This is a genomic window from Agromyces sp. Leaf222 (assembly GCF_001421565.1).
Lineage (GTDB): Bacteria > Actinomycetota > Actinomycetes > Actinomycetales > Microbacteriaceae > Agromyces.
In genome coordinates, this window is record NZ_LMKQ01000001.1 from 1,686,413 (window position 1) to 1,711,810 (window position 25,398).

A 25,398-nucleotide genomic window follows, 5' to 3' on the forward strand; every position below is an offset into this window, starting at 1 on the left:
GCCTGCTCAGGAGCCGGTGCGTCCGATCGGGCGTTCCTCGGTCTCGGAGTCGGCCGCGGCTTCGGAGCCACCGGAGCCATCGGGGCCGCCTGAGCCACCGGGGCCGCCTGATCCACCCGAGGCGCCGCCGGGTGCCGCGTCGCCCCAGTCGCTGAGGTCCAGCGGCATGGGCGCCGTCGCATCGGCCGACGGACGTGAGCGTTCGCCGCGCTCGCTCAGCTCGAACTCCGAGAAGTCGTAGCTGTCGGTCAGCAACGCCGAGCCCTGCTCGCGACCGGAGGCATCGCGGGCGGGCCCGGTGCGCGGGGTCTCGTCGAGCAGGCGCTCGACGCCGTCTACCGTGAGGATCGGCCCGGTCTGGTGCGAGAGCGTCTCGGTCGTGCGGTCGTGCACGCTCGCGACGAGGTCGTCGAGCATCGAGACGGCGTCGTCGATGATCGACTCGTCGCGGAGCTCAACGCCGTGCAGCAGCCAACGGGCGAGTTCGAGCTCGCCGTAGAGCAGCGCACGTTGCGGCAGGGCGGAGTCGGCGCCGCCGCCGCGTCCGACGACGTAGGCCTCGAGCGCGCGCTCGGCGGAGGGCCCGCGGGAGGTGAGCAGCCAGTGCAGGTCTCGGGCGGGGTCGCCGACGGCGAGCGCCGACCATCCGATGACCGCAGAGACGCGCTCGTCGTCGACGATGAACGAGTCGGACGTGAGCGCGCCGTTGACGACGGTCGTGCGGAACCGCCAGAGCGACTCGTCGTCGGTGGCCTCCTCCCACCGTCGCAGCAGCGCTGCGGGCAGTCGACCGGTGTCGGAGGCGCGTCCGATGAGCTCGACGATGGAGTCGCGGGCTTCGCCGTCGCTCTCGCGCGGCAGGCCGGCATCGCCGACGAACCCCGAGGGCAGCGAGTGGATCGCCGCGATCGACGTGCCGACCGACTCGGCGATGCGGTCATCCGCGGTGAGGTCGTCTGCGGTGCGAACCTGCCCGGGCAGGAACTCGGTGACGACCGCACGGGTGCCGCCGAAGGGCGCCTGTCCGACGAAGGCGGGCACGGCGAAGGGCAGGCGAGAGCGGATGCCGGTGGTCATCGCCCTGAGGGCGACGAGGTCTGCCGACTGCTCGGTCTCGGCGCCCTGCGTTCGGGGCGCGCGGATGAGCAGGGTCCTGCCGTCGGCCGCGTGCAGCTCGACGGCGTCGAAGGCGCCGCCGGAGCCTCTGGTGTGGGCACGAGCCGCGGTGACCTCGAGGCCCGGAACCGCCGCCGTGGCCAACGCGGCTAGAGTGAGAGTGGGTCTGGCCATGGCCAACAGCTTAAGCAGGTGACTCGGTTGCCGCGGCGAGCGCCACGCCTTGCCGCCGACTCCGTCCCGACGCGAGAAAGAGGCGCCGTGCGCGAATCGACACCCCCGCCCCTCGCTCGGGCGCGCCTCGATCGAGACGGCGTCGGGCGTTCATCCGCCGATCGCGGCGACCGGTTCGACGTCGATGCCGACGCGCGGGTACTGCTGCTGCACGATGGCCGCGCGCTGCTCACCGAACGGGTCGAGGCCGTGTCGCCGGTGCTCGACCTGCGCCGGCCCACGGACATCTCGTCGGCCCTGGCTGCAGCCGGTCTCGAGCCGGCATCGTTGCGCTGCTACCTCGGTCGCGCCCTCGACGACGAGGGCGCCGCGGTGGCGGGCTCGCCGATCGAGGCCTGGGTGATCGGCGCCGAGGCCGCGGCGCGGCTCGAACCCGAGGAGGCCCGGTGGGTCGGCCTGCGCCAGGCTGCGCCGATGCTCTCCGATCGCGACTCCGGCCTCTTCACGCAGGCCACCGCGATCGTCAACTGGCACCGTTCGAGTGGGTTCTGCCCGCGGTGCGGTGCACCGACCGAGCCGATCGAGGCCGGCTGGTCGCGCCGGTGCACGAACGACGGCGGCCAGGTGTTCCCTCGCACCGATGCGGCGGTCATCGTGCTCGTGACCGATTCCGAGGACCGGGTGCTGCTGGGTTCGAACGCGATGTGGCAGTCCAACCGGTTCTCCCTGCTGGCCGGATTCGTCGAGCCGGGGGAGTCGCTCGAATCCGCGGTCGTGCGCGAGGTCGGCGAAGAGGCGGGGCTCGAGGTCGTCGACGTCGAATACGTGGCGTCGCAGCCGTGGCCGTTCCCCGCGAGCCTGATGCTGGGCTTCACGGCGCGCGCCGTCTCGGCCGAGGCCGCTGCCGCCGTCGCGCCCGACGGCGAGGAGATCCTCGAACTGCGCTGGTTCAGCCGCGACGAGCTCGCGGCCTCGCTTCCCGAGGTCGGGTTCCCCGGTCGGACCTCGATCGCGGGGTGGCTGCTCGAGCAGTGGTACGGCGGCCCGATCGAGTCCTCGCCGCAGGGCTGGGGCGCGTGAGCGCGGCATCCGACCCGTTGCTCGCGGATCTCGACGACGAGCAGCGCGTCGCGGCCGAGGCGCTGCTCGGTCCCGTGTGCATCCTCGCGGGTGCCGGAACGGGCAAGACCCGGGCGATCACGCACCGCATCGCCTACGGCGTCGCGAGCGGCACGTACGACCCGGCGCGCGTCATGGCGCTCACGTTCACGTCGCGTGCGGCCGCCGAGCTGCGCGAGCGCCTGCGCATGCTCGGTGCCGGAGGGGTACCGGTGCGCACCTTCCATGCCGCGGCCCTTGCGCAGCTCAACCACTTCTGGCCGCTCGTCGTCGGCGGCAGTGCGCCGCGGGTGCTCGAGTACAAGGGTCGGCTCCTCGGTGCCGCGGCGGAGTCGATCCGCCTGCGCGTCGACCAGCCGACGCTCCGCGACGTGGCCTCCGAGATCGAGTGGCGCAAGGTCGGACTGCTCACGCCGGAGGCCTACGAGGCCCGCCTGGCCGTTCGGGGAGCGCCGGGGTCGCTCGGCGCCGACCAGTTCCGCGACCTCGTCGCCGCCTACGAGCGCATCAAGGACGAGCGGCGCCAGCTCGACTTCGAAGACGTGCTGCTCGCCACCTCCGGCATGGTCGAGGCCGAGGCATCCGTCGCCATGCAGGTGCACGAGAGCTACCGGCACTTCGTCGTCGACGAGTACCAGGACGTCTCGCCGGCGCAGCAGCACCTGCTCGACCTCTGGCTGGGCGATCGCAGCGAGCTCTGCGTGGTGGGCGACGCGAGCCAGACGATCTACTCGTTCGCGGGCGCGACGCCCGAGTACCTGCTGGGCTTCGAGCGCCGGTTCTCGGATGCCACGGTCGTGCGTCTCGAGCGCAACTACCGTTCGACCGAGCCGATCGTCGAGGCCGCGAATCGGCTCATGCGCGGGCGCAACGGCGCACTGCAACTCCGCGCGGTCTCGGCTGAGCCGCCCGTCGATCAGGTCCCAGGCGAGCAGCCGCAAGGCGGCGCCGCCATCGCGGCGTCGACGACCACGAACGCGATTCCGGATGTCGCCGCCCCACGTTCCTCCTCGGCCCGAGCTCGTGGTGAGGAGCCCGTGATCACGTCGTACGCCGACGAGCTCGCCGAGGCGCGCGGGGTCGCGACCGTGATCCGCAACCGCATCGACGCCGGTGCGGCGCCCGAGCAGATCGCCGTGCTGATGCGCGTCAACTCCCAGTCGGCGATGCTCGAGCACGCCCTCGACGAGGTCGGCGTGGCTTCGCGCATCCGCGGCAACGTGCGGTTCTTCGATCAGCCGGAGGTGCGTCAGGCCGTTCAGGCGCTGCGGGCGGCGGCGCTGACGATCGCGAACGAACCCCTCTTCAAGTCGGTGAGCGACGTGCTGCGATCACTCGGATGGACCGCGCAGGCGCCCGACGGGCCCGGCGCAGTGCGCGGGCGATGGGAGTCGCTGAACGCGCTCGCCCGACTCGTCGACGACGCCCCGGCCGGCACGACGTTCCGCGCGTTCGCCGACGATCTTCGGGCACGTGCCGAGGCGCAGCACGAGCCGACCGTGCAGGCCGTCACCCTGGCGACGCTCCACTCGGCGAAGGGCCTCGAGTGGGACGAGGTGCACATCGTCGGCCTGACCGAGGGCATGCTCCCGATCGCCTACGCGAAGGGCTTCGACGCGATCGACGAGGAGCGCCGCCTCTTCTACGTCGGCGTCACGCGGGCACGTCGGCGGCTGTCGCTGAGCTGGGCGCGCCTCGGCGGGCAGCAGCGGGCAGTGCGCGAGGAATCGCGATTCCTGCAGGAGCTCGGCACCCGCACGCCGGATGCTCAGCGTGCGCGCGACGCCGACCGACGGAGCCCCGCCGGTCGAAGCTGACGGATGCCGCGGTCAGGCGTTCGGAGGCCGCGTCGAGCGAGCCGCCGAGCCGGCTGCCGAGCGGTGAGGCGAGCGGTGTGGCGAGCGGTGTGGCGAGCCTCGCGTCGACGACGCTCGCCGCGAGGGCCGCGGCGTCGAACAGCAGGCGCTGCGAGGCGACGGGGGCCGGGCGTCCGGCGAGCTGTGCGGCGATGACCGGCCACGCGGCATCCGCATCGCGTGCTGCGAGGTCGAGGCAGCGCAGGCACGGCCCGCGGCCGGGCTCGACGAACGGACCGACGCGGATGCCCGCGTCGTCGCTGACGACGGCGAGGTGCGGGAGGTCGCGGCGGAGCCACGGCAGGTGACGGGCGGGAGTGACGGCCCATGCGGCGACGATGACGACGAGGTCGGGCTCCGGGAGATCCTGCACGGGGTCGGACGGCTCGAGCGCGCGTGAGGTGAAGTGCAGCACCTCGTGGCCGAGCACCGCGAGGTTCGCGGTGAGCAGGTCGGCGAGCGGGCCCGAGCCATCGAGGCCGACCGTGCGTGGTCGTGCGGACGCGGCATCCGCTCGCACTGATCGCGCCGCCGAGGCCGACGGTGACGCGCATGCTGCCGGGGCGGAACCCGCCCGGATCTGCGACCCGTCGACGAGCCCGGCCTCGAGTCGGTCGACGAACTCGTGCACTCGCTCGGGCGTCGCGCCGAGGCCCGAGCCGATCGCGACGAGCGTCGAGAGGCTCACGCCGTGCCGAAGCGCCGCGATGAGCCCGGACTCGAGGTCGCCGGCCTGTTCGAACACGGCGACGGGCGCTGCCGCGCCGACCTGCAGGTCGTCTGGCGTCCGCCAGACGAGGGGGAGCGCGGGATCCAGCCGGAGGGTCATGCGGCGAGCATGCCGGATCACCGGCGGTCGCCGTGGCATCCGTCCACAGGCGACGGCACCTGGCGACGGCAGCGGGAGCGCGACGAATGGCACTCGTCACCCGTCATGCCCGATGAGTGGTCGACCTTTTCAGGACCACATCGGTCATCCCTGCAATATGCAGCCATGACCGATGTGGTCCTGAAAACGTGCACCGTGCCGCCGCTGGCGGCTGCGAACGCGGGCGGGTCGGGCCGCGAAACGCAGGCCGGGCCCGCACCTCACGGCCCGCACCTCACGGCCCGACCGGCAACGCGGTCTCGCTCAGACCGGAGAGGGCCCGTCGTCGGGACGCGGGCCGGAACCGTCGGAGGCGCCGGGCCCCTCGGGTTCCTCGCCGCCCTCGCCGGGAGCCGCAGGCGTCTCGCCGCGCAGCAGCGCCTCGAGCGCCTGGTCGAACTCGTCGTCGGCCTCGCTCGCGGCGGACTCGGCGCCCGTGAGTCGGGCGATGAGCCGGCTCGGGTCGTCGAGGTCCTCACTCGTCGGCAGGATGTCGGGATGCGCCCAGAGCGCGTCGCGCTGCTCGATGCCGACGGCCTCGGTGACGGCTCGCCACATCGCGGCAGCCTCGCGCATGCGGCGGGGTCGCAGTTCGAGGCCGACGAGCGTCGCGAACGCGGATTCGGCCGGGCCGCCCGTCGCGCGGCGGCGGCGGATGGTCTCGGCGATGGCGTCGGACTTCGGCAGGCGGCTCGTCGCATCGGCCGTGGCCTGGTCGACCCAGCCCTCGATGAGCGCGAGCAGGGTCTCGAGCCGGTCGAGCGCGTCCTGCTGCGCGTCGCTCTTGGCGCTGATCAGGGCACCGGACTCGACGGCGCGGCGCAGCTCCTCGGTGTTCGACGGGTCGAAGCCCTCGGCGAGCTGCTCGAGGCGCTCGGTGTCGATCTCGATGCCGCGCGCATACGCCGTGATCGCGCTGATGAGGTTGAGCCGCAGCCAGCGCGCGTGCCGGAAGAGGCGCGCATGTGCGAGCTCGCGCACCGCGAGGTAGAGCTCGATCTCGGTCGAGGGGATGTCGAGGTCGGAACCGAACTCGGCGACGTTCTGCGGGATGAGCGCCGCACGGCCGTCGGCCTGCAGCGGGATGCCGACGTCGCCGCCCGAGACCACCTCGGACGCGAGCTGCCCGACGACCTGGCCGAGCTGCATGGCGAACATCGCGCCGCCGATGCCGCGCATGAGCTTGCTCGCGCCGGCGATCATCGACTGCATCTCTTCGGGAGCCTGCTCGCGCATGACGCGGGTGAGCGCGTCGGCGATGCTGAGGGCGACCGGTTCGGCGAGCTGGGTCCAGATCGGCATGGTCGCGGCGACCCAGCCCCTGCGGGTGAGCAGCTCGGGGGAGTCGGGCAGACGGCCGAACTCGACGGCCTCGTCGAGCCAGAGCGACGCGACCTGCAGCGCCTGGTCGAGACGCGCGCGCTCGTCGTCGGTGATCTGCACCTGGGCGGATGCCGCACGCTGCTCGCCCTGGCGCAGCGCGGCACTCCAGTCGATGCCGTCGTCGGCGTTGTTCATGGCCTGCTGGAGCTGGCTGAACAGAGCGGCGACGCTCGCCGGATCGTTGGGCAGGCCGGCAGCGCCCGCGAGTTGGGTCGGATCGATGCCGCCCCCGCCCGAGAGGAGGTTCTTCAGCAGTTCGCGGAACTCCTCCTCGGAGTTCTTGTCGCCAGGCTCGTCGTCCCGATCGGCCACGTGAGCCACCTCCTGTCAAGTTCTCTCCACCGTAGCGCCGAGGTGCGGACGCCAGGCTGGGAAATGGCTTAAGCTGGGCGTTCCCGGTGTCCGCCCGTCGCGAACAGGCGCGACGGCCAGGTGAGCTCGGCGTCTGCACCGTCCGGAAGGAAGCACCGATGGCACTCTTCGCCGATGACCCCTCGCCGAGCCTCGGCGAGCCGCCCCGCGTCAGCGGGCCGCGTTCGTTCCGCGAGCGGTTCGGCGGATGGGCTGCCGTCGTCGCGGTCGTCGTCGCCGTCATCTTCGCGCTGCTGCCGTCGCCGTACGTGATCGAGCGACCCGGCCCGGTCTACGACACGCTCGGCACGGCCGAGCACGACGGCGAGGAGATCCCGCTCATCGCCATCCCCGACGAGAAGACGTACCCCACCGAGGGCGAGCTCAACCTGCTCACCGTCTCGGTCGTGGGGCGGCCCGGCGCCACGCCCAGCTGGTTCGAGGTCATGACCGCCTGGCTCGACCAGCGCCAGTCCGTCATCCCGGTCGAGGCGATCTTCCCCGCGGGCGTCACCGACGAGGACCGCGACGCGCAGAACGCGGCCGCCATGGTCGACTCGCAGCAGGACGCGATCGCGGCGGCGCTCGTCGAGCTCGGGTACGACTTCCCCCGCGACGTCACCGTGTCGGGCGTGGCCGAGGGCAGCCCCGCCGAGGGCAAGCTCGAAGACGACGACGTCATCGAGCAGGTCAACGGGGTCGACGTGTTCTCGATCGACGAACTGCGCGCGGCCGTGCAGCAGAACGGCGGCGACACGCCTGCCGAGCTCCTGGTGCTCCGCGACGGCGACGAGGTCACCGTCGAGGTCACGCCGAGCGACAACGGGGGCACGTTCGTGCTCGGGGTCGGCGTGCGCATGGTTTACGAGTTCCCGATCGACGTCGAGCTGCAGCTCGACGACGTCGGCGGCCCCAGCGCGGGCATGATGTTCGCGCTCGGCATCGTCGACGAGCTGACGCCAGGTGCGATGACCGGCGGAGAGATCATCGCCGGCACGGGCACGATCGACGCCCCGGGCGCCGTCGGTCCGATCGGCGGCATCCGCCAGAAGCTCTGGGGGGCGAAGGATGCCGGTGCCACCGTCTTCCTCGCGCCCGAGTCGAACTGCGACGAGGTCGTCGGCAACGTGCCAGACGGGCTCGACGTGTTCGCCGTCGAGACGCTCGACCAGGCCCGCGAGATCGTCGAGGCCGCGGGCGAGGGCGCCGACCTGGGCGATTTCGCCACCTGCGCGACGTCCTGAGCTGCGCCGCCGCCGCTACATGCGGCACGCGGCATCCGTCGCTCCGGTTTCGTTACGAACTTCCCAGCCGAGGGCGCCGTTCTCGCGGCCGATGCCCGGTTTTGCGAACGTAGGATGGAGGTTCGATCCCGTCGCGACCGAACATGAGGCCGAGAGTGTCAGCAGCACAGCCGCAAGAACCGAGGACTTCGCGCCGCCGCGCGCCGATCGCCCTGACGATCGGGGTGTTGGCCGTGCTGGTGATCGCATTCTTCGTGTTCACCGGCCTCTATGCCGACGTGCTCTGGTACGACCAGCTCGGGTTCCTCGAGGTGCTCACCACGCAGTGGGTCGCGCGCACCGTGCTCTTCGTCATCGGCTTCCTCGCGATGGCCGTTCCCGTGTGGGCGTCGATCCAGATCGCCTACCGCACGCGGCCCGTGTATGCGAAGTTCAACTCGCAGCTCGATCGCTACCAGGAGGTCTTCGAGCCCCTGCGTCGCCTCGCGATGTACGGCGTGCCCGTCGTGCTCGGCATCTTCGCCGGCGTCTCGACCTCGAGCCGCTGGGACCTCACGCTCACGTGGCTGAACCGCACCCCGTTCGGCTCGACCGACCCGCAGTTCGGGTTCGACCTCGGGTTCTACGTGTTCGAGCTGCCGTTCTACCGCTCGATCGTCGGATTCGCGTCGGCCGTCGTGCTGCTCTCGCTGCTGCTCGTCGCCGCGACGAACTACCTCTACGGCGCCATCCGAGTGAGCGGCCGAGAGGTCGTCATCTCCAAGTCGGCGCGCGTGCAGATCGCGCTCACCGCGGGCCTCTACCTGCTCCTGCAGGGCGTCAGCATCTGGCTCGACCAGTACGCCACGGTCACCGAGACGGGTTCGCTCATCACGGGTGCGGCGTACACCGACGTGCACGCGGTGATCCCCGGCCGTCAGATCCTCGCGGTCGCCGCGGCGATCGTGGCCGTGCTCTTCGTCGTGACGGCCATCATCGGCCGCTGGCGCCTGCCGCTCGTCGGCATCGCCCTGCTCGTCGTGTCGAGCCTGCTCATCGGCTCCCTCTACCCGTGGGTCGTGCAGCGGTTCCAGGTCGACCCGAGCCCGCGCACGCTCGAGGCCGAGTACATCCAACGCAACATCGATCTCACGCGTGACGCCTACGGCGTCGCCGACACCGAGGAGATCCCCTTCGAGGCGCAGACCACGGCCGAGCCCGGCGCGCTCCGGGCCGACGCCGAGACGACGGCGAACATCCGCCTCATGGACCCGCTCGTGATCAGCCCGGCGTTCCGGCAGCTCGAGCAGTTCCGCCAGTACTACCAGTTCCCCGACTCGCTCGACGTCGACCGCTACGAGATCGACGGCCAGACGCAGGACACCGTCGTCGCGGTACGCGACCTCGACCTGTCGGGCCTCGGCGACGCCGAGACCTGGTACAACTCGCACATCGTCTACACGCACGGCTACGGCATGGTCGCGGCCGCGGGCAACCAGCGTTCCGCCGGCGGCCAGCCGGTGTTCGTGCAGTCCGGCATCCCGTCGACCGGCGACCTCGGCGAGTTCGAGCCGCGCGTCTACTTCGGCGAGACCTCGCCCGACTACTCGATCGTCGGCGCGCCCGAAGACACCAAGCCGGTCGAGCTCGACTATCCAGCAGGCGGCGAGAACGACGAGCAGACCCAGACCACGTTCGAGGGCGACGGCGGGCCGAAGCTCGACAACGTGTTCACGAAGCTCGTCTACGCGCTGAAGTTCCAGTCCGAGCAGATCTTCCTCTCCGACGCCGTGAACACCTCGTCGCAGATCCTCTACGACCGAGACCCGATCGAGCGCGTGCGCAAGGTCGCCCCGTACCTCACGCCCGACTCCGACGCCTACCCGTCGGTCGTCGACGGACGCGTGGTCTGGATCGTCGACGCCTACACGCTGACCGACCAGTACCCGTACTCGAACAAGGTCAGCATGAGCGAGGCGATCGCCGACAGCGAGGGCCTGCCGCAGACCCTGCCGTTCGACGAGGTCAACTACATCCGCAACTCGGTCAAGGCCACGGTCGACGCCTACGACGGCTCGGTCAACCTCTACGCATGGGACGACGAGGATCCGATCCTCAAGACCTGGCAGAAGGTGTTCCCGGCGACGATCAAGCCGATGAGCGAAATGTCGGGCGACCTGATGGCCCACGTGCGCTACCCGGCCGACATGTTCAAGATGCAGCGTGCCGTGCTCGGGCGCTACCACGTGACCGACGCAGGCGCGTTCTACTCGCGTGAAGACGCCTGGACCACCCCGAAGGAGCCGACCGAGGGCGCCAACACGACCCTCCTGCAGCCCCCGTACTACCTGACGATGCAGATGCCCGGGCAGGATGCCCCGTCGTACTCGCTCTACTCGACCTTCATTCCCGAGGCGCGAGGCGACCAGAGCCGCAACGTGCTCCGCGGATACCTCGCGGTCGACGCCGACGCCGGCAGCACCGACGGCAAGCGGGCGGGCGGGTACGGCAAGTTGAGGCTGCTGACCCTCCCAGAAGACGACAACGTGCCAGGGCCGGGTCAGGTGCAGGCGACGTTCAACTCCGACCCCACCGTCTCGCAGTCGTTGAACCTGCTGAAGCAGGGCCAGTCCGACGTGATCAACGGCAACCTGCTCACGGTTCCCGTCGGCGGCGGCCTGCTCTACGTGCAGCCGGTCTTCGTGAAGTCCACGGGCAACACGAGCTATCCGCTGCTGCAGAAGGTGCTCGTCGCCTTCGGTGACGACATCGCCTTCCAGGACACGCTCGACCTCGCGCTCGACGTGCTCTTCGGCGGTGACTCCGGAGCGGATGCCGGTGACAACGAGGTCGATCCCAATGCGACGCCCGAGACGCCCGGCGACGGCGAGGGCGAGGGCGACGGATCCACCGATGGCTCGACCGATGGCTCGGCGGCGACGAGCCCCGAGTTCCAGCAGCTGCTGCGCGACGCATCCGGATTCCTGAAGGCGAAGCAGGCGGCGCTGACCGACGGCGACTGGGCCGCCTACGGCGCTGCCGATGCACAGCTCGCCGAAACGATCGCGAAGATGCTCGCACTCACCAACGGCGAGTGATCGCAGACGGGTACGCCCGTCGAACGCAGCAACACCGATGGCCGGCAGGAGAACCTGCCGGCCATCGGTGTCGGGTGCCGCGACGTCAGTCGAGCGGACCCTCGGGTGCGCCGCGCAGCGCGTCGCCGAGCGAGTCGCCGAGCTCGTTGCGGTAGTCGCCGGAGAGGTCCCACCACATCGCGCCGCCGTAGCCGGCCTGCGTCAGCCACTCGGCCTTGGCCGTGACCGACTTCGGGTCGTCGAGGCTCCACCAGTCGCCCGTCGTCGCGTCGTAGCGCCACGATGCACCGACCGCGGGGTCGAAGTACCCGGTGCCGACCTTGCGCAGGTCGTAGTACGGCTTGGTGCCGATCGAGGCCGTTGCCGACTGCCAGGCGTCGTCGCCGACCGTGACCCCGGTCCAGCCCTGTCCGTACGCCGCGAGGCCCGCGTTCAGCTGCTCAGGTGCGGCGCCGGCGTTCAGGTACATGCCGACCGCGCCGTCGAGTCCGAGGCCCCAGTTCTCGGTGCCGTCGGGGTGCAGGTTGCCCTGGTGTCCGGTCTTCGTCGGCACCCAACCGCCGTGGAAGTCGTAGCCCTGCACGTTGAGGAAGTCGACCGAGGCGAACAGGCGAGGATCGAGCCATCCGCCCTGTCCGGCGTTCCAGCCGCCCGCGGGAGCGAACGCCGTCAGCAGGTAGTCCTCGTGGCTCTTCTTGCCGTAGGCGTCGAGCTGGGTGCGGAACTCCTCCATGAGCGCGAGGAAGTTCTCCTTGTCGACCGACGGATCGGGGCTCGTGCTCGGCACCTCGCCGCCCGTGACCGGCCACTCCCAGTCGATGTCGATGCCGTCGAAGATACCCTTCGCGACACCCTTGCCACCCTGCTTGCCGACGACCGGCAGGTTGCCCTTCACGTAGACGTCGATACAGCTCGAGACGAGCTTCGCACGGCTCGCAGGCGTGGCCGCAGCGGCGTAGAAGTTGTCGGACCAGGTCCAGCCGCCGAGCGAGATGAGGATCTTCGTGTCGGGGCTCTTCTGCTTCAGCTTCAGCAGTTGGTTGAAGTTGCCCGCGAGTTTCTGGTTCTTCGAGTCCTTCTTGCCGTCGACGGAGTCGGCCGCCGTGACGAGGCGCAGGTAGTCGTTCTGCGCGTCGCCCTCACCAGGCGTGTTCGTGATCTCGCACGTGAGGTTCGACGTGACGTTGCCGAACGCGTAGTTGATGTGCGTGATGTCCTTGATCGCGCCCGTGGTGAAGAGGTCCTCGATCTGATAGTCGCGAGTCACCGGGGTGTCAGCCATGAGGTACCCGACGGCGCGGTAGCCGTTGATGTCCTCAGGGCCGGCCGAACGCGGGTGCTTTCGCTTGTCCTTGTGCTGGTCGCGATCGTGGCCGTGGCTGCCACGATCGCCTCGGTCGTCGCCGCCGTGCGCGATCGCGGGGGAGACGGCGGATGTCGCGACGAGCGCGGTCGCGGCGAGGGTGAGCACCGCGGTTCTGATCAGGTGACGCTTCGGCATGGGAATCCTCATCGATCGGTGTGCCCGCACGGCACGACGCGCGTGCGATTGCCGTGACGCTACCAACGCTGAGGCGGGGTTTGGAAGGACTCCTGACAAAAACTGGGAGAACCGCAACGGAATGTCGATGCGGGTGTCGAGCATCCATAGCGGATGCACAGGATCGTGCACATGCTGCAACGCGGCGGCGATCGAGAGGTCGTGCTCGACCGGCGGTCAGGTGTCCGGTGCCGGCGGACTCGCGACATCCGAGGCGCATCTGGCGCGACCACCGAAGGGTGCGCGCGGCCTCGATTTGTGAGCCCTCGAGAGCCATGCTAGGTTTATCTCTTGTGCCGCGGGGTGGAGCAGTTCGGTAGCTCGCTGGGCTCATAACCCAGAGGTCGTAGGTTCAAATCCTGCCCCCGCAACCGAAGCGGTATGAATATCGCGAAGAAGAGGCCGGGATCGAAGCAATTCGATCCCGGCCTCTTCTGCATTTCCGGGCTTCGCGACGCCTGAGCGCGATGGCGCGGGGGTCGGCCGTGGAGCGAGTCGCAGACGCCGATCAATGGGGCCGAGGCCGCACCCGTGGTCGGAGACGGGTCGCCGATCACGTATACTGGACGAAGCGCAACGAAGACCTGATCCGGAGCATTCAGCCAGATCACCAGCTTCGGGCAGAGGTCCTGATCTCAGGGCCAACGGCGCGGGGTGGAGCAGTTCGGTAGCTCGCTGGGCTCATAACCCAGAGGTCGTAGGTTCAAATCCTGCCCCCGCAACCAGCAACAGCGAAAGGCCGGCACCGGAGAGATCCGGGGCCGGCCTTTTCGCTTGATCCGTGCCGATCGCTCGGGCCATGCGCAACTTCGGCCGTGCACAACTTCGGCCGTGCCCATCGTGGCCTCGTCGATCCCGGGCCAGCCGGTCCCGGGCGAAGGCGATCTCGTGGGCCCATCGAGTCGCGCGCGGCCCTAGTGCGACTCGCGAGAGACCTTGTCGCCGCTCGAGCCCCGCAGGAAGTCCAGGTCGGCTCCGGTGTCGGCCTGCATGACGTGGTCGACGTAGAGCCGCTCCCAACCGCGCTCCGGTTTGGCGAAGCCGTCGACGGTGGCCCGATTCGGCGCGCGCCGGTCGAGCTCCTCCTGAGGCACCTCGAGGGTGAGGCGGCGGTTCGCGACGTCGAGCGCGATCCAGTCCCGGTCCTGCACGACGGCCAGCGGGCCGCCCGCGGCGGCCTCGGGCGTCACGTGCAGCACGACGGTGCCGTAGGCGGTGCCGCTCATGCGGCCGTCGCAGATGCGCACCATGTCGCGCACGCCCTGCTCGAGGAGCTTCTTCGGCAGGGGCATGTTCGCGACCTCGGGCATGCCCGGATACCCCTTGGGTCCGCACCCGCGGAGCACGAGCACGGAGTCGGCGTCCACGTCGAGGTCCGGGTCGTCGAGGCGGGTGTGGAGGTCTTCGATGCTGTCGAACACCACGGCGCGGCCGCGGTGCGCGAGCAGGTGCGGTGAGGCGGCGGCGGGCTTGATGATCGCGCCGCCGGGCGCGAGGTTGCCGCGGAGCACGGCGATGCCGGCATCCGGAAGCAGCGGCGCCTCGCGCACCCGGATCACCTCGGCGTCCCAGATGCGGGCGGAGTCGAGGGAGGCGACGAGGGGCGCACCGGTCACCGTCAACGCGGTCGGGTCGAGGAGGTCCCGTACCTCGCGGAGCACCGACAACAGCCCGCCCGCGCGTTGGAAGTCGTCCATGAGGTACCGGCCCGCCGGCTGCAGGTCGACGAGCAGGGGCACGCCGGAGCCGATCGCGTCGAAATCGTCGAGGGTGAGGTCGATGCCGAGGCGACCGGCGATCGCGAGCAGGTGCACGACGGCGTTCGTCGACCCGCCGATCGCCGCGAGTGCCACGATCGCGTTCTGGAACGACCCCATCGTGAGGAACGAGCTCGGCCGCCGATCGGCTTCGACGAGGTCGACGATGAGGCGGCCGGTCTCGTGGGACTGCTCGAGCAGCCGGCTGTCGACGGCCGAGGTCCCGGCGAGCCCGGGGATGATCGTGCCGAGCGCCTCGGCGACGAGCGCCATGGTCGAGGCGGTGCCCATCGTGTTGCAGTGGCCCTTGCTGCTGATCATCGAGGACTCGCTGCGCAGGAACTCCTGCTCGCCGAGGGTTCCCGCGCGCACCTCCTCGCTGAGCCGCCAGACATCCGTACCGCATCCGAGCGGGGCGCCCCGGAACGTGCCGGTCCGCATCGGGCCGCCCGGCACGACGATCGCCGGCAGGTCGACGGATGCCGCGGCCATCAGGAGGCTCGGGATCGTCTTGTCGCAGCCCCCGAGCAGCACGACGCCGTCGATGGGGTTTGCGCGCAGCATCTCCTCGGTCGCCATGGCCGCCATGTTGCGCCAGAGCATCGCCGTCGGACGCACCTGCGTCTCGCCGAGCGAGACGACGGGAAGGTTCAACGGCACGCCGCCCGCTTCGTGGATGCCGGCCTTCACGGACGACATCACCTCGTCGAGGTGGGAGTTGCACGGCGTGAGATCGGAGGCGGTGTTGGCGATCGCGATGTGCGGGCGGCCGTCGAAGGCGTTCTCCGGCAGGCCCCGCCGCATCCACGCACGGTGGATGTAGGCGTTGCGATCGGTGCCGGCGTACCACTCGGAGCTGCGATGCTCGGTCACGGGGTCTTCTTCCGTAGGTCAGGAGTTATGCATAACATCTGGAGCACCATGAACGCCAAGGTCGATCCCGCCGTCGGGACGATGCGGCAGCCCCCTCACGTCGACGGCGGATCGACGAGGGCCCTCCTGTGACCGAGTTCCACGCCGCAGTGGCATCGCCGGCAACCCACGTGCTCGCCGAAGGGCCGGTCTGGATTGCGGAGACCTCGACCGTGCTCTGGGTCGATGTCGAGCTCGGCATCGTGCACGAGGGCCGACTCGACGGCGATGCGATCCGGCCGACGAGGCAGCTGGAGTTCGCCGGGCGGGTCGGGGCCGCCGTGCCCGGCGACGACGGAGGCCTCCTGGTGGCCGCGCACGACCGCCTCGTGTACGTCACGGCCGGAGGCGACCGACTCGAGGGTCCGCTCATCGTCGCCGCCGGTGTCGACGGGCGCACCAACGACGGCGCGTGCGACCCCGACGGCCGCTTCATCGTCGGCACCCTCGCACTCGACGAGCGGGCGGGCGGGGAGCGACTCCTCCGCCTCGAGCACGACGGGTCCCTGACGACGCTCGACGCCGACCTCGACCTGTCGAACGGCATCGCCTGGTCTCCCGACGGAACGTCGATGTACAGCACCGACACGATCCCCGGCATCATCTGGGTGCGCGACTACGACGTCGCGTCGGGCCGCGTCGGTGCCCGCCGCAGGCACCTGGGCTTCGACGGCGAGTTTCCCGACGGCATCTGCGTCGATGCGCGCGGTCATCTCTGGGTCGCGATGTGGGGCGCCGGCGAGGTGCGGTCGTTCACGCCCGACGGCACGCGGGCCGACACGGTTCGGGTGCCGGCCCCGCATGTCTCGAGCGTCGCGTTCGTGGGCGACCGCCTCGAACGGCTCGTCATCACCACGGCGTCGCGCGACCTGAGCGCCGACGAGCGACGCCGATTCCCGGATGCCGGTCGTCTCTTCCTCGCCGATGTGCAGGCCAGGGGCATTCCCACCACCCCGTGGGCGACATCCGCCCTCGCCGGGTTCACGGCCGCCGACGAAGCGCGCGGGTGATCCCATGCGTGCCTTCGTGCTCACCGGCCCTCGCGAGTTCGAGGTTCAGGATGTCGCGGCGCCCGTCGCGACCTCCGGTCACGTGGTCATCGACGTCGGGCGTGCCGGGGTCTGCGGCACGGACGTGGAGTTCTACAGCGGTGAGATGCAGTACCTGCACGAGGGGCACGCGAAGTACCCCTTGCGGCTCGGGCACGAATGGATGGGCACCGTCGTCGCCGTCGGAGCCGACGTGGACCCGACCTGGATCGGCCGCCGCGTCACGGGCGACACGATGCTCGGATGCGGAACCTGCCGGCGCTGCCGAGCCGGGCACCAGCACGTGTGCGAGTTCCGCGACGAGGTCGGAATCCGCAACGGGTTCGCCGGCGCGCTGGCCGAGCAGCTCGCGATGCCCGTCACCGCGCTGCATCCGCTTCCCGACGCCGTCGACGACACCCTCGGCGCGCTCGTCGAACCGGGCGGCAATGCGCTGCGCGCCGTGCGCGGCGCGAACCTCTCCGATGGCGACCGGGTGCTCGTGCTCGGCCCGGGCACCATCGGACTCCTGGCCGGGATGTTCGCTCGCGCAGAGGGTGCGGAGGTGCACCTCCTGGGCCGCTCCCGTCGATCACTCGACCACGCCGGCATGCTCGGCTTCGACGGCGTCTGGACCGAAGACGACCTGCCGACGCTTTCATGGGACGCCGTCATCGACGCCTCGAACGCCTCGTCGCTGCCCGCCAGGGCGATCGAGCTCGTCGAGCCGGCCGGCCGCGTCGTCTACATCGGCCTGGCCGGCAGCCCGAGCCTCATCGACACCAGGAGTCTGGCGCTCAAGGACGTCACCGCCGTCGGCGTGCTGAGCGCATCACCCGGACTCGCCGGGGCGATCGACCTCTACGCCTCGGGCGCCGTCGATCCACGGCCGCTCGTCGCGGCGACCGTCGGCCTCGACGACGTCGGCGGCATCCTCGCGGGGGAGCGGCCGGCCGGCGCCGGCCTCGGCCCCAAGATCCACGTCGACCCTCACCTGACCGGCGCCTTCCGGTAGGGGCGGGACGTCCACCTGCGCTCGGGCTGCCCGCCTGCGGCCGATCGGGCCGCCGCGGTGGTATGAAGATGCTCATGGGGGATACGGCGACGACATCGGCAACGGCTCGGCGGGGCGCGCTCGGCGCGCTCATCGCGACATCCGTCTCGGCATTGGTGGTGAACGCGAACACCTCGGCCGTGTCGATCCTGATCCCGGCGATCTCGGAGGACACCGGCACGCCGACCGACACGCTGCAGTGGGCGGTCACCGGATACTCCCTCGTCGGAGCCGCCGTCATCGTCACCTCCGGGTCGCTCGGCGACGTGTTCGGCCGCCGCAAGATCTTCCTCGGCGGCCTCTTCCTCTTCATCGCCTCGTGCGTGCTCATCGCGCTCTCGCAGGAGGGCATCGGGGTGATCGCGGGGCGCTGCATCCAGGGCGCCGCCGGTGCGACCATCCTCGCGTGCGGCATGAGCCTCCTGTCGGCGTCGAGCACCGGCAAGGAGCAGATGCGCGCGGTCACCCTGTGGGGCGCAGCATCCGCGGTGGGCGCCGCAGCCGGGCCGCTGGTCGGCGGCCTGCTGGCCTCGACGCTCGGCTGGCAGGGGCTGTTCTGGATCGATGCGGTGATCGCCGCGCTCTGCATCCCGGTGACGCTCATCGCCGTGCTGGAGTCGAGCGACCCGACGCGGCCGCGGTCGATCGACCTCGCCGGCACGGTGCTCATCGCCGCGATCCTCGCTCCGCTCATCTTCGCGCTCACGAACGGCAGCGCCTGGGGCTGGGGTTCGATCCAGACCCTCGGATGCTTCGCCATCACGATCGGCGCGACCATCGGGTTCGTGCTCGTGGAGCGCAGCGTGAAGGCGCCGCTGCTCGACCTCGCGCTGCTCAAGAACAAGGTGCTCGTGGGTGCGACGTTGTCGATCCTGCTCGGCTCCGGAACCGTCAACGGCATCATGTTCATCGTCAGCCTGTACTTCCAGAACCCGGCGACGCTCGACATGGACGCCTTCCAGGCCGGCCTCGCGACCCTTCCGGTCGCGGCGGCGGCCGTCGTGCTCGCGCCGCTCATCACCCCGATCGTGGGCCGGATCGGCGTGCGCACCACGATCGCGGTCGGGTTCGTCATCATGTCCGTGTCGTTCGCGGCCCTCGCGTTCGTGACCGAGTCGTGGACCTACGCGCTGTTCGTACTGCCGCTCATCGGCGTCGCCGCCGGCATGAGCCTGCAGAACGGGCCGTGCTCCTCGATCTCGACCGCGTGCGTCGAGCCGCGCGAGGTCGGCGCCGCATCGGGCATCTCGAACATGGCGCGGTACGTCGGCGCCGCCGTGATGACGGCGATCGTGGCATCCGTCTACGGCTCGGTCTCGGCGAATCGGATCGCCGACGGCGCCTCCGAGAGCGCCGCACTCGCCGATGCGTTCTCGTGGTCGTCGATCGCGATGGGCATCTGGTGCGTGCTCGGCATCGCACTGGCGCTGCTCGTCGCACGGGGCATCACCCGCAAGCCGACCGAGTTCGAGTACGCCGCGGCCGCCGCATCGACGTCGCACACGCTCACGCCGCCGGAGGTCGTCACCGCCGCCGACGCCCGCCACTGAACGCTCGCCGACACATCGGTGCCGACTCTCCGCACCTCTCGACCCGCGGCGATCGATGGTGTCCAATGGCTCTATGACCGCTGACGCGTTGACCGCTGATGAGATCCGACGGGCGTTCCTCGACCTGATGACCGAGCGAGGTCACGTCGTCATTCCCAGGGCGCCGCTGATCCCGAGGGACGATCCGACGACGCTCTTCACGGGCAGTGGCATGCAGCCCCTGTTGCCGTACCTGTTGGGCGCCGAGCATCCGGCCGGCAGCCGCCTCGCCGACAGCCAGACCTGCCTGCGCGTTCAGGACATCGAGGAGGTCGGCGACAACCGGCACACGACCTTCTTCGAGATGCTCGGCAACTGGAGTCTGGGGGACTACTTCAAGCAGGAGCAGATCCCGCAGGTCTGGGAGTTCCTGACCCAGCGGGTCGGGCTCGATCCTGCGCGCATCTACGTTTCGTGCTTCAGCGGAGACCTGGTGCACGGCATCCCGAAGGACGAGGAGGCCGCCGCGATCTGGACTCGGCTGTTCTCGGAGGCCGGGGTCTCGACCGGTCAGGCGGACGTCGGAACCGAAGCGCACGCCGCGGCCGTCGGAACCGACGGGGCGCGCATCGCCTTCTATGGCTCGAAGAACTGGTGGTGCCGAGGCGGCAAGGCCGAGGAGATGCCGATCGGCGAGCCCGGCGGGCCCGATTCCGAGATCTTCTACCTCTTCCCGCAGGTCGAACATGATCCGGCCTACGGGGCGCACTGCCATCAGAACTGCGACTGCGGCCGGTTCATCGAGCTCGGCAATTCGGTGTTCATGGAGTACCGGCGAACCGAATCCGGCTTCGAGCCGCTGCCTCGACGCAACGTCGACTACGGCGGCGGCCTGGCCCGCATCGCCGCGGCCGCGATGGACAGTCCCGATGTCTTCCGCATCGGACTCCTGTGGCCGATCATCGAGCGACTCCAGGAGCTGTCCGGCACCTCGTACGAGGAACGGACGCACGCCATGCGGGTCATCGCCGACCACCTGCGTGGTGCGGCGTTCCTGGCTGTCGACGGGGTGCAGCCGAGCAACAAGGCGCAGGGCTACGTGATGCGCCGGCTGATCCGCCGGGCCGTGAGGTTCGCCTTCGACCTCGGACTCGAGGAGAACTTCTTTCCCGCGATCGTCCCGACGATCGCGCGCATCTACGAGGCGCATTTCCCCGAGGTCGGCGAGCACGCCGACTACGTGCAGCGGGTGCTCGCCAAGGAGGAGCAGGCATTCCGCCGAACGCTGCGCAAGGGGCTCAGGCAGCTCGAGGCGTTCCGCGCCGACGGCGTATCCGGTGGAGAGCTGTTCGTGCTCTCCGACACCTTCGGGTTCCCGATCGAGCTCTCGACCGAAGAAGCCGTCAGGCAGGGCATCGCCGTCAGCCCCGACTGGCGCACCGAGTTCGACGAGCAGATGGCCGCCCAGCGCGCCAGGTCGCAGCGCAGCACGACCCTGCACGTCTGAGGTCGCTCAGGCCGCCGGTCGCTCAGACCTCGGTCGCTCAGACCGTGTCGACCGCCGCGAGGATCGCGTCGATCGTCGTCTCGGGGTGCGACACCATCGACACGTGCGACGCGGCCACCTCGGAGACGGTCGAGCCCGCCCGCTCGGCCATCCGCTGCAGCACGTCGGCCGGGATGACGCGGTCGTCGGTGCCGATCACGGCCCAGCTGCGAATCGACTTCCAGGCCGGAGGCCCCGACGGCGTCACGTTGGCGACGAGCGAGGCCGGGCGCTGGCTGGCGGCGATGGTCCAGCGGGTCGCCTCGTCGAGATCCGGCGCGAACGATGCGTGCACGACCTCGGGCTTCAGGAACACCTCGGCGGCTCCTTCAGGAGCGCCGGGGTACCCGGCGATGTCGAAGATGGTCGTCGGATCCGCGACGCCGAGGGCCGAACTCGAGCCCTCGAGCAGCTGCACGACCGTCTCACCCTCGTCGGGCATGAACGCGTTGACGTAGACGAGCGCGCGCACGTCGCCCGCGGTGCCGGCGTTCGTGATCACGGCGCCGCCGTACGAGTGTCCGACGAGCACGACCGGACCGCTGGTGCGCTGCGCGAGGAACGACGCCACATAGGCGCTGTCTTCAGTGAGCCCCCGCAGCAGGTTCGGCGGGACGAGCACCGTGAACCCCTTCGCCTGCAGGGCACGCGTGACCGCGTCCCAACTCGACCCGTCGGCCCACGCCCCGTGCACCAGCACGATCGTCGGCTTCGTCGCGGCATCCGTCATGGCATCCCCAATGCTCGTCTCGGAGGCACACTACGCCTGCGCGTCGGCGCAGCGCCAGCACGTTTCTGCGACGCCGGGTGTAATTTCGGGTGCTCGTGCCGGCGATGCGAACCCGCAGATCAGTCGACGAGTTGCGGCTGCCGTTTCGCCCGTGCCCAGCGGGCGGGCAGCCCCGGGCCGTCCCAGACCTGGATCACGCCCCACGCGACGGCCGTGATCGGCACGGCGAGCACGGCGCCGAGCACGCCGCCGAGTGCCGTGCCGACGGTCAGGGCGACGAGGATCACGAAGGCGTGCAGCTTCATCGTGCGGCCCATGAGCACCGGCTGCAGGAAGTTGCCCTCGAGCTGGTTGACGAGCACGACGACGCCGACCACGAAGAGCGCGTTGATCCAGTCGTTGGCGACGAGGGCGACGAGGGCGGCGAGGATGCCGGCGAGCGTGGCACCCACGATCGGGATGAACGCGAGCACGAACACGAGCACCGCGAGCGGGATCGCGAGGGGCACCTGCAGGATCACGAGGCCGATGTAGATGCCGAGGGCGTCGACGAGCGCGACGGCCGCCGTGCCGCGCACGTACGAGCCGAGCACCGAGACGGTCTTGTCGCCGACCCGACGCGCGCGGGCGTAGTTCTCGCCGCGGAACGGGCGGAGCAGGAACTCCCACATCTGCGGGCCGTCCTTGAGGAAGAAGAACAGGATCGTGACGAGCAGCACGAACCCCGTGATGAAGCTCGCCACCGCACCCACCCCGGCGATCGCACCCGACCCGAACTGCGCGCTCGTGAGGAAGTCGGTGATCTGCGAGATCCAGTCGTCGAGCTGGTCGGGCGTCGGGAAGAACGGCAGGTCCTGGGCCCAGACCGCGAGGGATTTGAAACCCTCCTGCGCCTGGGCGTAGAGCTCGTCCCACTGGTCGCGCACGGCCCAGACGATGAGCCAGCCGAGGCCGCCGAGCAGGGCGACGGTCACGAGCAGCGTGATGAGCGTCGCGAAGACCGACGGGATGCCGCGGCCGCGCATCCAGCGCATGGCCGGTGCGAACGCGCTCGCGAAGATGAGGGCGAGTACCAGCGGGATCGTGACGAGCGTGAGCGACTGGATCACGAAGATGATGCCCGCGGCGATCGCCACGACGACGATCGCCTGGATCGAGCGGATCGCGAGGCGTCCGAATCCGTCGGCCCAGAGGCTCCAGGGCGCCCGGTCGGCCTTCAGCGCGACCGACGGATTCTGCAGGCGGATGATGCGGGGCTCGCGAGGTCCGAAGAGTGGCATGAGACGACGTTACCGGCCGCGATCGACCGGTTCGCCCCCTTGACCGGTCGGCCGCCATGCGCCATGCCCGCGACCGGCCGCCGTGCGACCGGCGCTCTCGTCACCGACCGGGCCCATCACGACCAGAGGTGGTCGACGACCCACCCGCCGTCGACGCGCACGATGTCGAGCGTGACGAGTTCGTCGGACTCCGAGCAGGCGCGGATGCGCCAGCCGAACTGCTGCGCAGGCGGGTGGGTGACCGCGGCCGGCAGCGTCTCGGGCTCGAGCGTGAGCGGGATGGGGGTGTCGACCGGGCGCCAGCGCTCGCCGCGGTACACGAGCCTCACAGGCACCCCGCCCTGCTCCCAGATGGACACGGCCTCCAGTGTGATCGACATGTCGCGACTCCCTCGATTCGAACGTGTGTTCGAATGTAGCGGGTCGGGGCGCGACACGCCCAACGCCTCCGGACATCCGTCGACGTCACGGTCTGCCCGGCGGCGAACACGCGGCGGCGCGCCGGCGTCGCGCGACTCCGGCCTCAGTCGCTCGTGAGGATCGCGAGCTGCCCGGTCGCCCTCGTCATCGCGACGTAGCGGTCGACCGCTCCTTCGATGCCCTCCCCGTATTGCTCGGGATCGAGGAGCACCACGAGGTCGAACTCGAGCCCCTTCGCCAGCTCGGGCGTCAGCCACCGCACGCGGGCCGAACTCGCCCGAGTGCCGCCCGCGGCATCCGCTCGCGCATCGGAGTCGCCAGCCCCGGGCCCGACCGAGATCACGCAGGCGACGCCCTCGTCGTGCTCGGCGAGCCATCGCTCGAGCACCTCGCCGAGGTCGCCGACCGGGCCGTGCACGACGGGCAGCCCGCTGCTGCGCACCGAGGTCGGCACGTTCGCGTCGGGCAGGGCGGCCCTGATCACGGGTGCGGCCTCGCGCATGACCTCCTCGGGCGTGCGGTAGTTGACCGTGAGCGAGGCGATCGTGACGCGATCGAGCCCGACGCGGGCGAGGCGCTCCGCCCAGGACTCGGTGAAGCCGTGCCTGGCCTGCGCACGGTCGCCGACGATCGTGAAGCTGCGCGACGGGCACCGCAGCAGCAGCATCTGCCACTCGGCATCCGTCAGCTCCTGCGCCTCGTCGACGACGATGTGCGCGAACGGGCCCGCGAGCGCGTCGGGGTCGCTCGCGGGTGCGGCGGTGTGCTCGAGCAGGGTGTGCTGCACGTCGTCGCCTCGCAGCATCGTCATGAGCCCCTCGCCGTCGTCGAGCTCCATCGAGGCGATGAGGTGGTCGACGACGGTGCCCATCTCCGCCCGCTCGTGCTCGGCCTCGGCCTCGCGGCGGCGTCGGCGAGCGGATGCCTCCGGGTCGCCGATGCGCTGCCGTGCCGCGTCGAGCAGGGGCAGGTCCGAAACCGTCCAGGCGCGGGCGTCGGTGCGCTGCATGGCCTCGACCTCGGACGGCGCGAGCCACGGCGCGCACGCCCGGAGGTAGGCCGGAACCGACCACAGGTCGCCCACGACGCCGGCCGCGTCGAGCAACGGCCACGCGCGGTTGAACGCCGAGCGCAGCGCCGCGTTCTGCTGCAACGCACGCCGGACCATGGCCTCGGTGACGGTCTCGTCGACCTCGTCGTGGTTGTCGGCGAGCACGCCGACGAGCGCGTCCCACACCTGCCCCCGAGCCTCGTTGTGCGGGGTGCCGGCGTCGGGCGCGCCGAACGCCTCGGCCCAGTCGACAGGGTCGAGCCAGACATCCGCCCACGGCGTCTCGACCATGAGGCCGACGCTCGGCGGTTCCTCGTAGTGGCGCACGGCCGACTCGACGGCCTGCACGATCCTCGCCGAGGACTTCAGGCGCGCGACCTCCGCATGCTCCTCGGCGCCTGCCGCGGCGCCCTCGGGAACGAGGTCGCGCAGCGTGCACGTCTCGACGCCCTCCTCGCCGAGGCTCGGCAGCACGTCGGCGACGTAGTCGAGGTAGGGCTGGTGCGGTCCGACGAAGAGCACGCCGCCGTGCCGATGCCCGAGCCGCGGGTCCGAGTAGAGCAGGTACGCGGTGCGGTGCAGGGCGACGACCGTCTTGCCGGTGCCGGGCCCGCCGTCGACGACGAGCGCGCCGCGGGAGCCGGCCCGGATGATCGCATCCTGATCGGCCTGGATCGTGCCGAGCACGTCGCGCATGCGCGCGGAGCGGCTGCCGCCCAGGCTCGCGATGAACGCGGACTGGTCATCGAGCGCGGCGTGCCCCTCGAGCCCGTCGGCCGTGAAGACCTCGTCCCAGTAGTCGGTGACGCGGCCGTTCGTCCACCGGTAGCGACGCCGGCTGGCCAGCCCCATCGGGTCGCCGTGCGTCGCCCCGAAGTACGGTTCGGCGGCGGGGGAGCGCCAGTCGACCAGCAGTCGACCGCCGCTGCCGTCGGCCAGCCCGGCGCGGCCGATGTACACGGGAGCCTCCGCGGCGTCGGCGACGATGCGCCCGAGGCACAGGTCGAGGCCGAAGCGCCGCAGCGTGCGCAGGCGCGCGGTGAGGCGGTGTACCTCGAGGTCGCGGTCGAGGGCCTGCTGCCCGTGTCCGCCGGGTTGCCGGCGCACGGCATCGAGGCGGGCGGATGCCTCGGCCACCGCTCGATCGAGGCTCGCGGCGATCGTGGCGAAGTGGGCGTCGTCGACCCCGATGAGTTCGGGCTCCGCCTTCGCGGCGAGTCGATCGGGCAGGTTGAATGCGGTGCTGGTCAGGACTTCTCCTCGTGTCGTTCATGGCGGGTCGACCATTCTGCAACACGAGGGGGGCCTTGCGGCAAGGCCCCGTCCGGACGTTAAACTGGAACTGTGGAGAGCACCGCGGTGC

General features: G+C 70.6%; 16 protein-coding genes and 2 tRNA genes. 10 read left to right on the forward strand and 8 right to left on the reverse strand.

Going from position 1 to position 25,398, the window contains the following annotated elements; all coding sequences use genetic code 11:
• Nucleotides 1–6: 6 nt before the first annotated feature.
• A complete protein-coding gene (locus tag ASE68_RS07420) occupies nucleotides 7–1,290 on the reverse strand; it encodes a phosphotransferase (RefSeq protein WP_082462103.1) in 1,284 nt (427 codons plus the stop codon).
• 87 nt (nucleotides 1,291–1,377) lie between these two features.
• Here ASE68_RS07420 and nudC point away from each other — a divergent pair, with 87 nt between their 5' ends.
• Both nudC and ASE68_RS07430 read left to right on the forward strand, forming a co-directional pair.
• Nucleotides 1,378–2,370: an NAD(+) diphosphatase gene (gene nudC, locus ASE68_RS07425; RefSeq protein ID WP_055856881.1), complete on the forward strand. Its 993-nt coding sequence runs from the start codon at nucleotides 1,378–1,380 to the stop codon at nucleotides 2,368–2,370.
• Nucleotides 2,367–4,226, forward strand: coding sequence for an ATP-dependent helicase (locus tag ASE68_RS07430; RefSeq protein WP_082462104.1), 1,860 nt, complete (start codon nucleotides 2,367–2,369; stop codon nucleotides 4,224–4,226). The genes nudC and ASE68_RS07430 overlap by 4 nt, the downstream gene beginning before the upstream one ends.
• 1,171 nt (nucleotides 4,227–5,397) lie before the next feature.
• Here ASE68_RS07430 and ASE68_RS07440 read toward each other — a convergent pair.
• A complete protein-coding gene (locus ASE68_RS07440; protein WP_055856889.1) occupies nucleotides 5,398–6,828 on the reverse strand; it encodes a zinc-dependent metalloprotease in 1,431 nt (476 codons plus the stop codon).
• Between the two features lie 158 nt (nucleotides 6,829–6,986).
• On the opposite strand from ASE68_RS07440, the gene ASE68_RS07445 reads away from it, so the two are divergent.
• Together ASE68_RS07445 and ASE68_RS07450 are read left to right on the forward strand one after the other, a co-directional pair.
• The gene (locus ASE68_RS07445) at nucleotides 6,987–8,111 is read left to right on the forward strand and encodes a PDZ domain-containing protein (protein WP_055856891.1); all 1,125 of its coding nucleotides are present in this window, start codon (nucleotides 6,987–6,989) and stop codon (nucleotides 8,109–8,111) included.
• 143 nt (nucleotides 8,112–8,254) lie between these two features.
• The gene (locus tag ASE68_RS07450; protein WP_200921678.1) at nucleotides 8,255–11,188 is read left to right on the forward strand and encodes a UPF0182 family protein; all 2,934 of its coding nucleotides are present in this window, start codon (nucleotides 8,255–8,257) and stop codon (nucleotides 11,186–11,188) included.
• 85 nt (nucleotides 11,189–11,273) lie between these two features.
• On the opposite strand, the gene ASE68_RS07455 is transcribed toward ASE68_RS07450, so the two are convergent.
• The gene (locus ASE68_RS07455; RefSeq protein ID WP_055856896.1) at nucleotides 11,274–12,689 is read right to left on the reverse strand and encodes a glycoside hydrolase family 18 protein; all 1,416 of its coding nucleotides are present in this window, start codon (nucleotides 12,687–12,689) and stop codon (nucleotides 11,274–11,276) included.
• 336 nt (nucleotides 12,690–13,025) lie between these two features.
• On the opposite strand from ASE68_RS07455, the gene ASE68_RS07460 reads away from it, so the two are divergent.
• Together ASE68_RS07460 and ASE68_RS07465 are read left to right on the forward strand one after the other, a co-directional pair.
• Nucleotides 13,026–13,099, forward strand: a tRNA-Met gene (locus ASE68_RS07460).
• A gap of 277 nt (nucleotides 13,100–13,376) precedes the next feature.
• Nucleotides 13,377–13,453, forward strand: a tRNA-Met gene (locus tag ASE68_RS07465).
• A gap of 189 nt (nucleotides 13,454–13,642) precedes the next feature.
• Here the strand turns inward: ASE68_RS07465 and ASE68_RS07470 are convergent.
• Complete coding sequence (locus ASE68_RS07470) at nucleotides 13,643–15,358, reverse strand: dihydroxy-acid dehydratase (protein ID WP_055856901.1); 1,716 nt, start codon at nucleotides 15,356–15,358, stop codon at nucleotides 13,643–13,645.
• A 128-nt stretch (nucleotides 15,359–15,486) separates the two neighbouring features.
• On the opposite strand from ASE68_RS07470, the gene ASE68_RS07475 reads away from it, so the two are divergent.
• The 4 genes from ASE68_RS07475 to ASE68_RS07490 all read left to right on the forward strand — a co-directional run bounded on the left by ASE68_RS07475 (nucleotide 15,487) and on the right by ASE68_RS07490 (nucleotide 20,515).
• A complete protein-coding gene (locus ASE68_RS07475) occupies nucleotides 15,487–16,407 on the forward strand; it encodes an SMP-30/gluconolactonase/LRE family protein (RefSeq protein ID WP_055856903.1) in 921 nt (306 codons plus the stop codon).
• 4 nt (nucleotides 16,408–16,411) lie between these two features.
• Nucleotides 16,412–17,440 carry a zinc-binding dehydrogenase gene (locus tag ASE68_RS07480; protein WP_055856906.1) on the forward strand — a complete coding sequence of 343 codons (1,029 nt, stop codon included), beginning with the start codon at nucleotides 16,412–16,414 and terminating at the stop codon, nucleotides 17,438–17,440.
• Between the two features lie 74 nt (nucleotides 17,441–17,514).
• Complete coding sequence (locus tag ASE68_RS07485) at nucleotides 17,515–19,029, forward strand: MFS transporter (protein WP_055860918.1); 1,515 nt, start codon at nucleotides 17,515–17,517, stop codon at nucleotides 19,027–19,029.
• 73 nt (nucleotides 19,030–19,102) lie between these two features.
• Complete coding sequence (locus ASE68_RS07490) at nucleotides 19,103–20,515, forward strand: alanine--tRNA ligase-related protein (protein WP_200921679.1); 1,413 nt, start codon at nucleotides 19,103–19,105, stop codon at nucleotides 20,513–20,515.
• 37 nt (nucleotides 20,516–20,552) lie between these two features.
• On the opposite strand, the gene ASE68_RS07495 is transcribed toward ASE68_RS07490, so the two are convergent.
• The 4 genes from ASE68_RS07495 to helR all read right to left on the reverse strand — a co-directional run bounded on the left by ASE68_RS07495 (nucleotide 20,553) and on the right by helR (nucleotide 25,286).
• Complete coding sequence (locus tag ASE68_RS07495; protein WP_055856908.1) at nucleotides 20,553–21,284, reverse strand: alpha/beta fold hydrolase; 732 nt, start codon at nucleotides 21,282–21,284, stop codon at nucleotides 20,553–20,555.
• A 119-nt stretch (nucleotides 21,285–21,403) separates the two neighbouring features.
• Nucleotides 21,404–22,564: an AI-2E family transporter gene (locus ASE68_RS07500; protein WP_055856911.1), complete on the reverse strand. Its 1,161-nt coding sequence runs from the start codon at nucleotides 22,562–22,564 to the stop codon at nucleotides 21,404–21,406.
• A gap of 116 nt (nucleotides 22,565–22,680) precedes the next feature.
• On the reverse strand, nucleotides 22,681–22,944 hold the full coding sequence (locus ASE68_RS07505; protein ID WP_055856914.1) for a hypothetical protein: 264 nt from the start codon (nucleotides 22,942–22,944) through the stop codon (nucleotides 22,681–22,683).
• A gap of 143 nt (nucleotides 22,945–23,087) precedes the next feature.
• Nucleotides 23,088–25,286: an RNA polymerase recycling motor ATPase HelR gene (gene helR, locus ASE68_RS07510; protein ID WP_055856916.1), complete on the reverse strand. Its 2,199-nt coding sequence runs from the start codon at nucleotides 25,284–25,286 to the stop codon at nucleotides 23,088–23,090.
• Nucleotides 25,287–25,398: the final 112 nt, after the last annotated feature.